Source organism: Candidatus Tisiphia endosymbiont of Oplodontha viridula, from assembly GCF_964264865.1.
Lineage (GTDB): Bacteria > Pseudomonadota > Alphaproteobacteria > Rickettsiales > Rickettsiaceae > Tisiphia.
Map to the genome: position 1 here is coordinate 896,589 of NZ_OZ183486.1, position 13,148 is coordinate 909,736.

Here is a 13,148-nt window from a genome sequence, read left to right on the forward strand (position 1 = left end):
GGGTTGGAATCTCTTACATATTCTTTGTTTACCTATTAATTAATAAACCACTATTTATTTTATTTTATGTTAATTATAATAGCTCTGTGCTACAAACTTTACTCTCTACATAATCATCCCCTGACCTTAGTACTGCAAACACCACTCTTGCCAGTTTATTAGCTACAGCAACTACTGTTTTATTATGTCCATTTCGCTCAGATAAATTAAACATCCACTGCGTAAATTTGCTAAAATCTTTTTTAGATTTTTGTTCTTCCGATGTAAATCTTATCTTGGCATTTAGTACAGCTCTAGCTCCTTGGATCAATAGAGTACGCAAGTAAACATCACCTCGCTTGCTAATTCCAAGCAACTTATCTTTCCCTCCACTGGAATGCTGCCTTGGCACTAATCCAAACCATGCCGATAATTGCCTACCATTCTCAAAACTTGTACATTACCTATTGATGCTATTAAAGCAGTAGCAGTAATTAAACCAAGACCAGGTATAGCTGTTAATCGTTGATATTGAGTTAAGTTGCTAGCTATTATTTTTAATCTTTTTTCTATCTCTTTTATTTTTTTGTCATTATCCAAAAATTCCTCTTTCAGTTCACTAAATGTTTGGTAACCTAGCTGACTCAAATTTCCTTCATCTAAAATCTCAGTTAATTTTGTTACAACCTTATTGATCCCTTGAGGAATAATAAAACCAAATTCATGTAATAATCCTCTAATTTCATTCGCAAGTGCCGTACGGTTTTTTACCAATCTCTCTCTTACCCGATGAATTGACAAAATATCTTGTTGTTCTACAGTTCTAATTGGTACAAACCTCATATTTGGTCTTGTTACCGCTTCACATATAGCTTCTGAATCAGCTTGATCATTTTTATTAGTTTTAACATACGGTTTGACAAATTGTGCTGCCATTAGTTTTACTGTATGCCCCAATTTAGTTATTTCTCTTGCCCAGTAACTAGCTCCGCCGCAAGCTTCCATCCCTAGCAAACATTTTGGTAAATTAGCCATAAATGTTAAAACTTGATCTCTCATTAATTTTTTCTTTAATACCGTCTTACCATTTTTATCTACACCATGAATTTGGAAAATTCTTTTTGCAATATCTATACCAATTGTGGTAACTTCCATCTTAGCCTCCTGATTGTTATTTTAATATTTAATATTAACTTTAGAAGATTAGCAACTGCTTTTCATTCTGTATATCAGGAGGTCCATACCATTATTTTATCATTTTGCAGATTTTGTCATTTGGGGCATCGTTAAATCAAATAAATTGAATAAATTTTGTTGAAACTCGCTTAATTTTGGTAATCTTGCAACTTTGCAACCCTTGATTGTGTAATATAAAAAACATACTTTATCCAGCTCTCTTAATGCTTCCTCAATGGTCACATTATATTTACCATCCTTGGTTACGCCACAACCTTGTTTCAACTTATTTTTCATATAGTGCCATATTTTTAATGCCAACATACAAACAAATACATGTCCCTTCGTTCTGTTGCTTTTCCTTAAAAAGATCGGTCTTACCTCGAGTAATCCTGTCTTCATACTGCTAAAATTCAATTCTACTTCATGTAAATTATGGTAAGCTTTATCAACCAATTCTTTACTCATCAGTTTAATTTCAATCTGTGTTTCAATCGCATAACAACCATCAAGAGCAAACAACTCTTTTTTCTTATCTTGATCAATTTCAACCACTATTTGGTTGCCATCTAATTTTAGGTTGATAAATTTATCTATCCGCCATTCTTTGGCAATTTTTTGAATATTATTTAAACCAAGTTCTAGCTTTGCTTTCTTATGGGTTGATACATATATATTACGCTCTTCAATCTTTGCAACCAATTTTTCAACTCGGTTATTCCTATCAAACTCAACTTTTCGGGCTATAGAACCATTCTTCCTTAAAATATATCTTTTGCCATTATTGGTTACTTCGCATAGCTGTTCTTCAAAAAAACTATATTGCAAAACTCCGCTTTTCTTTAAGCTTTCAATCTCAACTTTACTTAAGGTTGTAATATAGTCCCATCCTTCTTTGCTCAGGGCTTCTTTGCTCAGGGCTTCTTTGCCTGTCCTCTTAATCATTCCTTTATCACCAACAAAGACGATATTCTTAATACCAAAATTAGATTTTACTAGCTCAATCTGCTCATAAATGGTAGAAGGATCAGCACTATTACCCTTAAAAACTCTAACAGCCAAAGGTTCGCCATGATCATCAGTTAATAGACCAATCACTATTTGCTTTTTACCCTTCTTTTTATCCCGATTGTACCCATATTCCGCAAGTTCATTCTCTGTTCCTTCGAAATAGCTGGAAGTGACGTCATATAAAAGCATAACAGGCGGCTTGTTATTTTTCTTTTGATAAGTTTTAAATAATTTTAATTCGATCTTTTCTTGGTTCTCTTCTAACCATTCTAGAGCCTGATATAAATGGTTTCCATCAAATGAATCGACAGATAATACATCAGATATCGCATGCGATTTCGCCCATTTCACGCTGGAAAGTCTAGACCCTTGGTGAGCAAAGCGTGCTAAAACCAAAAATAGACTCAATAAAGCTTCTTTGCTTCTAGTACCAAGAGCCTTAGTAATACCAATTTCATCAGCAATTCTTTTTAGTAGAAAAATAGTCCCAAAACTTTCACCAACCTCAGGAACACCATCTAAACCATCAAATTCACCTTTAAGCATCTTCTTAAAAGCCTCAATGCGTAAATCATCCCAGTTAGTTAAGTTAGCTAGGGTTTTATTTAATACTTTCCCGTCTTCGCGATAAGAGGTACGAAGCAATATTGCAGGACGAGAATTTCTATTTGGAACAGTTGTAATATACATGAAAGAGATTATATCTCTAAATTCCAGCATTGTCAAATAAAAAATATCATTTACATGACTACAAATCTTATAGCAAAATCCTTATAAACCTTACTTTCCTACCTCTTCAAACACTTCTCCCTCTCGAAGATAAGTTGCGAGGAGGCTGTAAGGCCGACGAAACAATCCAGTAACATCATTTATCTATAGATTGTTTCGCTTACGCTTGCAATGACGCTGTGGTATAGGTATTTGTAAACTTTCAACAGTTGTGGGAGTTTTACCATGCAGAACACTATGCGATCGATGCTTATTATAATACTCTTCCCAAATCATAAGCTTACTCTGAAGCTCTTGATTCTTAGGATCAGTGCTACTATAAAATTCGTCTAAATCTGTTCTTTGCGATCTTTCTACCTTACCATTCAAGTGAGGAGATAATGGTTGGATAGGGCGAAACTTGATCTTCTTCTGCAAATATTCTTGTACCACATAAGCAAAAAATTCCTGACCTCTATCAGTTTGCAGACGTTGTATAGGAAAAGGCATACGTTCTATAACCTGTTCCAAGAAAGTTACAGTATTTGTAGCAGTACGCCGATTATATAAAGCCAATACCTTATACCTAGTGTAATCGTCTATGGCAGTATATTGGTATAAATTATTAGCGATTTTACAAACGTCCATTTGCACCCTTTCTCTTGGAATCTTAGAACTATAACGTTTAATCTGTTTACGATAATGACGTTTTAAATTCAACGGAGCTACATTATGTTTTTTAAGCATTTTTTTTCATCAACTTCACTTCTTTTTTAAAAAGGAAAGTTTTTGGGCTTACTACTAATATCACACAAACCATTTTTACCTAATACTTCATAGCGTTTGTACCACTTGCGTAATGTAAAGCGTGAAATACCATAATGTTCGCATACTTTTCCTGCATGCTCTAACTGTTTATATAACTTAATCCAACTCAAACGCAACTTAATCTTAGCATCCATTACAAATGACCTTATAAGTCCCTAACTTAATTCCTATTATAATTCGATAGACCAATTCTCTAGAGCATTCTAGTATACTATATTTATACTCATAGACTGTAAAAAGTAAGTCCTTTTCCTTGACTAACTTACTTGTCCCTAGTTATTATGCAACAAATCTAATAGAATTTCCTGCTAATAAAATAGCACACTGGTATAGATAACATATATATAAAGGCAATGGATGGTAACAAATACCATGGATATATAATAAGACTTATAATGATAACAGCAAATACCATCATCGCTAATGATAAATATTCGTGTTTTATATTAATATTTTTTGTTGAAAATGTTGGTAGGCTGCTGGCAAGTAAAAAAGCAATTACAACAATATATAAATTTATCATAATAGTATGTTTACGGATATTGATACCTAAAACGCTACTTACTTCAAAATCCAAAATCATTGGCATTAGAGCAAGTAAAGCTCCACAAGGTGCAGGCACGCCTGTAAAAAAATATTCTATTTTCTTATTATGTATCTCCTGAAAAATAGCAGTATTAAACCTTGCAAGCCTTAAGGCCATGCATACCATAAACAATAATATAGAACCCCATGAAAATACTTTATATTCATATTGTTGGAAAGACCATAAATATACAAGATAAGCTGGGACTACTCCAAAATTAGCAAAATCACATAATGAATCCAGTTCAGCACCAAAAGGACTGGTAGCATTTAGCATTCTTGCTATCCTACCATCAATTCCATCTATTATAGCTGCAACTAAAGTACAATATACAGCCTTTTCCCATCTACCATCTAATCCAAATTTAATAGCACTAACACCAACCACAAGACCCAATAAAGTGATAAAATTAGGAAGCAATTTTATAAACGGGATTGGTTTTGTTATTTTAACTTTGTGTATTTTAAGCAATTTATACCTGTATACTTATATTAAAGCAGTAAGAATATTACCTTTTTTCAAACTTAAGTTCAGATGTTTTCTTGATCCTAAAATCAGCAATAATAGTTTCTCCACCAACTGAAGTCTGACCCTCAGTGACACAAAGTGCAGTTTTAAGCGGCAGATAGACATCAGCTCTACTACCAAAGCGGATGATACCATACCTATCGCCAACCCTAACCTCAGTATCTTCTTCTAAATCACATAATATTCTTCTTGCTATTAATCCTGCTATTTGAACAAACGCAATTTTATGACCACTATTTGTTTCCATTAAAACAGACTGACGTTCGTTATATATACTTGCCTTATCAAGAGAGGCATTGAAAAATTTTCCTGGATTATAATGTAGGGATAAAATCTTTCCATTAGCTGGAATACGATTTACATGAACATTAAAAATATTCAAAAAAATGCTAACTCTAATCATTTCCTGATTACCAAGACCAAGTTCTAGCGGAGGAATTGCTTCAGTTATTTTTTGCACTGTTCCGTCTGCTGGACTGACTACTAGATCGTCACTAATAGGGGTAAATCGATCCGGATTCCTAAAAAAATATATACACCAAATCGTTATAACTAATCCTACATATCCAAAACTATTATGAACAGTAGAAAGTAAAAAAGTCACAACTGCAAAGCTTACGATAAATATGTAGCCTTCACGATGAATAATCTTCGAAAAATCACTATATTGCTTCATTCTCACTCTCTAATTTTGTTACGTTATCCCATTAATAAGGGGAATTTAAAAGTTGGGGGGCTTACAATAGAAACAATCAGGCTTAGTGCTAGCCTGATTATTATATTCTAAACGGGGTATAAAGGTCAACTGATGATAAATTTTGATAGAGCTTAACGCACAATTTCCCATTGACCATCTGGTCTACGACAAGCTTTCCCATAAGCTTTTTCTTGCTTACCACCCACAACAACTACCTGAGTATATTCACGGCAATACTGACCACTATCGTCTTTGAAAGCTTTGCTTGGTGTTACATACCCGTAATTACCACTATCTGGGTTACGCCACTCTACACTCTGACCACTAGGAGTAGCCTCTAATGCTTTCTGAGAACTTAGCTCTGCCAATTTCCTATCATGTTCATCCATAGTTTGACCAATTTGACCACCAATAAGTGCACCAGCTAAAACACCTATACCAGTTGCGGCAAGACGACCAGTCCCTTTACCAAATTGTGATCCTAAAAGTCCGCCAGCTACACCGCCAATTAGCGTTCCACCACCTTGTTTATTCATACCAGAACAGCCGTGTAACATTGTTGCTGCTAAAATAATTGCTATAATTTTGCATGTTAAATTCATAAAAACCATATGTTTAAGAGTTACGTTATTTGACACACCCTAGGGTTAGTATATACTATACACTAATATATACTAACACTAATACATTTTATACTATAAAATCGAAAATTTTATATGACTAATTCAGAACATCAAATTTTAATCAAGTCCTCATCTTATTTGTCTTTTAGTATAGCTGTATTCATTTTATTTATTAAATCTTATGCATGGCTGGTAACTGATTCTCAATCTATTCTAGCGTCTTTAATTGATACTATGCTTGATATTTCATCATCTCTTATTAATTTGATTGCTATTCGTTTTTCACTGCAGCCACCTGATTATCACCATAGATTTGGTCATGAAAAAATCCAAGATTTAGCAATTTTTTCACAAGCAGTATTCTTTGTTGTTTCGGGTTTATTTATGGGTTTTTCTTCTTTAAGGTCTCTTATTGATGGATCAGTTCCAAGCAATATAGAATCTGGCATTAGTATACTATATTTGTGCATTATCCTAACTGTTATTTTGGTGGCTTATCAAACTTATGTGATAAAAAAAACTAGTTCTGAAATAATCAAAGTAGATAAATTACATTATTTTACAGATTTACTAACAAATGTTGGCGTAATTGTTTCTATAAAATTAAGTACTCATTTTTGGTTTATAGATTCATTATTTGGCATTGGTATTGCAATATATATAATATATGCCTCTTATGCTTTATTCAGAAAAGCTTTTAAAAATCTTATTGATGAAGAAATGCCTGAAGAAGATAGAAAAAAAATTCTCTCAATAATTACTAGATTTAAAGAAGTAAAAGGTATACACGAAATGAAGACTAGATATGCTGCAAGTAAGCCGTTTATACAATGTCACATAGAAATGGACGGAGATATGTCATTGTATAGTTCTCATTATATTAGTGATAAAATTTATATTGCATTGTTATTAGAGTTTCCAGGTGCAGAAATAATTATTCACCTAGATCCACATGGTTATGAGGAAAAAGTGAATTACCGTGAAAACATCAACCAAATTTAACAATTTCTTCATGGAGGAGGCTTTAAAGCAGGCACAACTTGCTTTTAATGAAAATGAAATTCCGGTAGGTGCTATTATAGTTAATAGAATAAGTAACAAAGTTATTTCAAAGGCTCATAATATTGTTGAACAAACAAAGAATCCGCTACTCCATGCTGAAATTGTCGCGATAAATCAATCTTGTCAAATTCTATCTAGTAAGAATCTATCAGACTGTGATATGTATGTTACTTTAGAACCATGTACAATGTGTGCTGCTGCAATATCTTTCGCTAGAATAGGCAGATTATTTTATGCAGCAAACGACCCAAAACAGGGAGGAGTTGAGAATAGTGGGCGTTTCTTTAACAGTAAATCTTGTTTTTACCATCCTGAAATATATAGTGGTTTCTCAGCAAAAATTTCTGAGAATTTAATGAAGGAATTTTTTAAAAAAGTCAGATCACTGGAATAGACAGGGTATACTTAAATGATTTGGAGGATTGGATTTGAAAATGAATGGTGAGCAAGCGGAGTGTACATATAGTACCATAACTGTTGAAAGTTAGTAAATACAGCTTCCTTATACGTCTATTAGCGAGGAGGCTGTAAAGCCGACTAAGCAATCCAGTAACATCATTTATCTATAGATTGTTTCGCTTACGCTCGCTAATAGACGCTGTGGTATAGGTATTTGTAAACTTTCGACAGTTGTGGGGTGACATCCGACACCCTAGGCTATTAAACCAATGTCTTACATCAATATTTGAGGTCATTTAGCATCCAAAAATTTTGTGTAATGTTCCAAAATTTTAATGTATAAAGGACAATATCTGCAACTAATGGGAGTTATTAATGAAACTAGATAAAATTGATAATATCATAGTAGCACCACTATATATTATTATATTAATGGTTATAATACCAACGTTAAGTGAGACGATTTATGCTCCTTCCCTTCCTGACTTAGCCAAGGATTTGAAAATTAGTGCTAATTTAGCAGAATATACACTTACTATTTTTTTGTTTGGCTTTGCTGTTGGTGTTTTAATATGGGGTAATTTATCTGATTTTTATGGGCGTAAGCCTTGCGTACTTACAGGATTTTTGATTTATGCTTTATCGTGCTTCATTTGTTATTTATCAGATAATATTAATATGCTACTTGCTGCAAGATTTATGCAAGCTTTTGGTGCTAGTGTTGGTTCAGTATTAGGGCAAGCTATAGCTAGAGATATAATAAAACCAGCAGAGCGTGGTAAAATATTCTCAACGATAGCTATTGCCATAGCATTTGCTCCTGCTATAGGAGCAATTATAGGTGGTTTTGTAATAAAATTACATCATTGGTCGGCAGTATTTCTTGTTCTGATAGTAATTGCAATATTTATCATGGTATTAATATCAGTCAGACTTCCAGAAACTAACCTAAATCTTAGAACTGAACGTTTGGTTATTCCACTTTATAAAAAATGTTTTGGTAAAATGATCAAAGATACAAGATTGCTTGGTTTAGCATTTTTAATTGGGTCAGTGAATGGTATTTTATTTGGCTATTTTACTGAAGCACCTTTTTATTTTATCTCAGGACTAAATATTTCAACTTCATCATTTTGTATGCTGGCATTTTTTATATGTATTCCCTTAGCTTTAGGTGGGTTTATATCCAAAAAGATGCATAACCTGCAAAGAACCTCTGATAATATTATTTTTGCAGCTATTAAGGTTATGTGTTTAGGATCTCTACTATTCTTTTTATCTAGTTATTTTAATCTAATTAATAAAGAGGAGGTGACAGGGTCTTTAGTACAAACTTTAATATGGCTAGGTGTGATTATTACTGGTATCACTATGATAGCTCCAAATTGCTTAAGTCAAGCTTTAGAAAATTATGGCAAATTTGCTGGCACAGCAGCTTCGCTTTTTGGTTTTATATATTATGTAATTGCCACAAGTTTTACAGCATTAATGGGATATATGCATAACGGATCATTGACACAATTACCATTATTCATGCTGATCACTTCAATTAGTATGATGTTAGTGTTTCATATTGTTATTAATAAGCAGCAAATGGCGAAGAATAATTAATAGATTACCCTCAGTTCGATATAAGAATTATTAATTCTTATATCGAACTGGCTTTGTTATAAGGAAAAATGCACTCTTGAAGCGGTTCTGCGGGTGCATTTTAACTTTTTTCATCATTCAATATGTGATTTTAATTATTAAAATCACATATTGAATGGAGTATTATATTTTAACAATCAGGTGTAGAACCGCTTCAAACCTGATTGTTTCTATATATAATACTGAATTCGATGTAACTTGTTACATCGAATTCAGGTTAGATTACCCATTTTTATAAATCCTCTAAGCTCCATTTAGCTCTAGGACAGAAATCGAGTCGGTTAGTAAGATTGTTTTGTAGACGTTCTAGCCCAGCATAAGCGATCATAGCAGCATTATCAGTGCATAAATGTGTTGGGGGTAGTAAAAGTGCATATCCTTGGGTTGCAGCTTGATACTTAAGTATAGACCTCAAATAATCATTAGCAGCAACCCCACCGGCAAGCACGCAAGTTTTTTGTGGCAATAGCGACTTACCTATAAATTCTTCATACATTCTAAAGCTATTAAGCATTTTTACTGACAAGATTTCTCCAACCACATATTGAAAGCTGGCTGCTATATCATTAATTTCTTGATCACCTATAGGTTCTAATTTGGATATTAATATGCGTACTGCAGTCTTCAAACCTGAAAACGACATATTACAGCCAGTTTGATGAATAATAGGTTTTGGTAAAATATATTTAGACGAATCGCCAAATTTTGCTCTTCTCTCAATTTCTACGCCTCCAGGGAAAGGTAAACCCAACATTTTAGCTACTTTATCAAAACACTCTCCAACCGAATCATCTATAGTTTGTCCTAAAATTTTATATTTGCCAAGGGAGGAAGTGGCAACAAATTGACAATGTCCACCGGAAACTAATAGAAGTAAGTAAGGATATTCAGCCTTATTGGTTAATCTAGCAGTAAGTAAATGTCCTTCTAAGTGGTTAACTGCAATAAAAGGCTTCTTTAAGACACTAGCAATGGACCTAGCAAACATTGATCCAACTATTACTCCTCCTATCAAGCCAGGACCGGAAGTGGCTGCGATTCCATCTATATCAGATAACTCAAGATGGCTTTCATCTAAAACATATCTAACTGCTTTTTCTAAATTCTGCAAATGTGATCTAGCGGCAATTTCCGGTACTACCCCTTGGAATAGCTTATGCTCTTGATGTTGGGAAATAACAATATTTGATAAAATTTCTTTATCTGAGCTGACTATTGCCACGCCAGTATCATCACAACTTGACTCAATACCCAATATTTTAATTATTGTAATCTCTCCTTTAATAAATCATTCACTAGGCTAGGATTGGCCTTGCCTTCAGTTTTTTTCATTACTTGTCCTACGAAAAAGCCAAATAACTTATCCTTACCGCTTTTATAAGCAGCAACAGAATCAGGATTCTCCGACAATATTTCGTCAATTATAGCAGATAGTATACCACTATCTGACATTTGCACTAAGCCCTTTTCTTTAATAATTTTTTCCGGTTGCTCACCAGTTTCAAACATAGTTTCGAAAACTACTTTGGCAATTTTTCCCGAAATCACCCCATCTTCTATTAGCTTGACCATTTGGGCAAGCATTTTTGGGGTAATTTTACACTCATTTAAGCTAATAGAATTTTTATTAAGCTGACCAAACAACTCACTAATAATCCAATTAGCAAGTATCTTAGGACTGCATAAGGTCACTGCTGCTTCGAAATAATATGCTACCTGTTCATCAGCCGCAAGAACCTCAGCGTCATATGTGTTTAAACTATATTCTGCAATATATCTTTTAATTTTTGCATCCGGAAGTTCCGGTAGCTCCCGAGCTAATTGCTCTATCAGCTCCTCAGATAAAACTATTGGTAATAGATCTGGATCAGGAAAATATCTATAGTCATGAGATTCTTCTTTTAAACGCATTGTCCTAGTTTCACCAATATCAGCATCAAATAATCTAGTCTCCTGTATTATTGTCTGACCATTTTCGATTAAATTTACTTGCCTATTTGCTTCAAACTCTATTGCCCGCATAATATTACGAATCGAATTTATGTTCTTAATCTCACACCTTGTTCCAAGTGGATTCTTAGGCAGCCTTACTGAAACATTAGCATCGCAACGTAACGAGCCTTTTTCCATGTCACCATCACAACTTCCTATATATCTCAACAAAGTCCTGAGTTTACGAATAAATTCAGCCATTTCCTCCGGTGAGCTAAGGTCTGGTTCAGTAACAATTTCCATTAATCCTACACCAGCCCGGTTTAAATCAATGAAGCTACAATACGGAGATTGATCATGGATAGATTTGCCCGCATCTTGTTCTAAATGCAAACGATTAATTCTAATTTTCTTGGTTGCTCCCTGCTGAGTTACTATGTCTAAATAACCATCTTGGACAATTGGATTATAGAATTGCGAGATTTGATACCCTTGCGGTAGGTCAGGGTAAAAGTAATTCTTACGATCAAATCTTGAATTAAGATTAATTTTTGCCTTAAGTCCGAGACCGGTCTTAATTGCTTGATGGACACAATATTCATTTAATACTGGTAACATTCCAGGCATTGCTGCATCAATCAACGATACTTGTGAATTGGGAGGAGCAGCAAATTCGGCAGAACTAGCAGAGAAAAGCTTGGATTTTGAAGAAATTTGAGCATGTATCTCCACACCTATAACATATTCCCATTTACCTGTATTACCAATAATATAAGCCATTTAAAATCTCTTTAGTTTACTATTAAAATGTGAAAAATTCTTAAGATTAAATCTTTATCATATTTTCAATAAAAATTGTAGTTTTTTATAAATCTTTATTTTCTACATCTTTTTTCATGAGGTGATCCTGATATTACTTGCAAATTTTTTATATTAATGTAGATTCTTTAATATTGGTGTATAAGCGTTTGAATAATTATAATTTTATGTCAAGCGTGGTTCTGAAATTGTCCACTATGGCAAGCCATTTTAGAAATTAAAAATTATAATTTAGTTAAGTTGTAATGAGCAAAGAAGAGCTAATTAATTTTGAAGGCGTTGTCCTTGAGCTTTTGCCTAACGCAACTTTTAGAGTGAAGTTGGAAAATGGTCATTTTATTATCGCCCATACTTCTGGTAGGATGCGTAAGAATCGTATTAGGATACTTGTCGGAGATAAAATCACAGTGGAAATGACGCCTTATGATCTAACAAAAGGTCGTGTTATCCACCGTCATTAGAGTCTTTCATATTTTATGTCAAATATAGAATCCACTTTTTTAGAACAGCAGAATATACCTATAGTTCTAGCCTCACAATCACCTGCAAGGCTTGAATTACTAAAAAGAATAAAGGTATTTCCTACACAAATTATTCCCGCTAATATAAATGAAACAGAGTACTTACGAGAGTTACCAAACCAATTGGTAACAAGATTAGCACAGGAAAAAGCCGAGGTTGTTGCCAAAAAAATAAGTGGTGAAGCTATAATTATAGCAGCTGATACTGTTGTGGTTCACGGTAGAAAAATACTACCCAAGGCTTTAACAAGTGAAGATGTTAGATATTGCCTTAATATTTTATCTGGAAAGCGTCATAGGGTTTATACAGGTATCTGTATAATAAAAAAGACTCTCGAACAAGTGCTACTGCGACAAAAATTAGTGCAAACCATAGTCAAGTTTAAAAGATTGAGCCAGCAAGAGATAGAATTTTACTGTAGCCTAGATGAAGGAATCAATAAAGCAGGCGGCTGCGGAATTCATGGATATGCCGAAGCCTTTGTTCCTAGCATATATGGATCTTACTCAAATATTATGGGATTACCACTACTGGAAACCATGCATATGCTTACTTCTTTAGGTTTTAAAAATATACCTCTTAAATAACCTGAGCATCCGTAATAGAAGTCAATAAAAAAATAGTAACT

The 13,148-nt window shown here is 33.7% G+C and carries 13 protein-coding genes and 1 pseudogene; 5 read left to right on the plus strand and 9 right to left on the minus strand.

Annotation, left to right across the window (positions count from 1 at the left end; all coding sequences use genetic code 11):
* Positions 1-73: 73 nt before the first annotated feature.
* The 7 genes and pseudogenes from ACFEL1_RS04385 to ACFEL1_RS04415 form a co-directional block, all read right to left on the minus strand.
* Positions 74-1,134, minus strand: a pseudogene (locus ACFEL1_RS04385) (IS110 family transposase).
* A gap of 99 nt (positions 1,135-1,233) precedes the next feature.
* The gene (locus tag ACFEL1_RS04390) at positions 1,234-2,856 is read right to left on the minus strand and encodes an IS1634 family transposase (RefSeq protein WP_375330647.1); all 1,623 of its coding nucleotides are present in this window, start codon (positions 2,854-2,856) and stop codon (positions 1,234-1,236) included.
* 183 nt (positions 2,857-3,039) lie between these two features.
* Positions 3,040-3,621: an integrase core domain-containing protein gene (locus tag ACFEL1_RS04395; RefSeq protein ID WP_341761619.1), complete on the minus strand. Its 582-nt coding sequence runs from the start codon at positions 3,619-3,621 to the stop codon at positions 3,040-3,042.
* Between the two features lie 26 nt (positions 3,622-3,647).
* Positions 3,648-3,836, minus strand: a complete 189-nt coding sequence (locus ACFEL1_RS04400) for a helix-turn-helix domain-containing protein (protein WP_341762652.1) — start codon at positions 3,834-3,836, stop codon at positions 3,648-3,650.
* A 158-nt stretch (positions 3,837-3,994) separates the two neighbouring features.
* Positions 3,995-4,759 (minus strand): CDP-alcohol phosphatidyltransferase family protein, encoded by a 765-nt coding sequence (locus ACFEL1_RS04405; protein ID WP_341761617.1) that lies wholly within the window; start codon positions 4,757-4,759, stop codon positions 3,995-3,997.
* Between the two features lie 37 nt (positions 4,760-4,796).
* Positions 4,797-5,492 (minus strand): phosphatidylserine decarboxylase, encoded by a 696-nt coding sequence (locus ACFEL1_RS04410; protein ID WP_341751576.1) that lies wholly within the window; start codon positions 5,490-5,492, stop codon positions 4,797-4,799.
* Between the two features lie 152 nt (positions 5,493-5,644).
* Entirely contained in the window at positions 5,645-6,115 is a 471-nt protein-coding gene (locus ACFEL1_RS04415) for an RT0821/Lpp0805 family surface protein (protein WP_341761616.1), read from the minus strand.
* Positions 6,116-6,229: 114 nt separating this feature from the next.
* On the opposite strand from ACFEL1_RS04415, the gene ACFEL1_RS04420 reads away from it, so the two are divergent.
* The 3 genes from ACFEL1_RS04420 to ACFEL1_RS04430 all read left to right on the plus strand — a co-directional run bounded on the left by ACFEL1_RS04420 (position 6,230) and on the right by ACFEL1_RS04430 (position 9,208).
* A complete protein-coding gene (locus ACFEL1_RS04420; RefSeq protein ID WP_375330648.1) occupies positions 6,230-7,138 on the plus strand; it encodes a cation diffusion facilitator family transporter in 909 nt (302 codons plus the stop codon).
* Between the two features lie 10 nt (positions 7,139-7,148).
* Positions 7,149-7,592 (plus strand): nucleoside deaminase, encoded by a 444-nt coding sequence (locus tag ACFEL1_RS04425; RefSeq protein ID WP_342279159.1) that lies wholly within the window; start codon positions 7,149-7,151, stop codon positions 7,590-7,592.
* A 380-nt stretch (positions 7,593-7,972) separates the two neighbouring features.
* On the plus strand, positions 7,973-9,208 hold the full coding sequence (locus tag ACFEL1_RS04430; protein WP_375330649.1) for a multidrug effflux MFS transporter: 1,236 nt from the start codon (positions 7,973-7,975) through the stop codon (positions 9,206-9,208).
* 271 nt (positions 9,209-9,479) lie between these two features.
* Here the strand turns inward: ACFEL1_RS04430 and tsaD are convergent, their stop codons facing one another.
* On the minus strand, positions 9,480-10,514 hold the full coding sequence (tsaD, locus tag ACFEL1_RS04435) for a tRNA (adenosine(37)-N6)-threonylcarbamoyltransferase complex transferase subunit TsaD (RefSeq protein ID WP_375331544.1): 1,035 nt from the start codon (positions 10,512-10,514) through the stop codon (positions 9,480-9,482).
* Positions 10,511-11,959 (minus strand): Asp-tRNA(Asn)/Glu-tRNA(Gln) amidotransferase subunit GatB, encoded by a 1,449-nt coding sequence (gene gatB / locus ACFEL1_RS04440; protein ID WP_375330650.1) that lies wholly within the window; start codon positions 11,957-11,959, stop codon positions 10,511-10,513. Before gatB ends, tsaD begins: the two co-directional genes overlap by 4 nt.
* A gap of 284 nt (positions 11,960-12,243) precedes the next feature.
* Between gatB and infA the strand changes: the two genes are divergently transcribed.
* On the plus strand, positions 12,244-12,459 hold the full coding sequence (gene infA / locus ACFEL1_RS04445) for a translation initiation factor IF-1 (protein WP_341748261.1): 216 nt from the start codon (positions 12,244-12,246) through the stop codon (positions 12,457-12,459).
* A 15-nt stretch (positions 12,460-12,474) separates the two neighbouring features.
* Positions 12,475-13,107, plus strand: a complete 633-nt coding sequence (locus tag ACFEL1_RS04450; RefSeq protein WP_342279147.1) for a Maf family protein — start codon at positions 12,475-12,477, stop codon at positions 13,105-13,107.
* Positions 13,108-13,148: the final 41 nt, after the last annotated feature.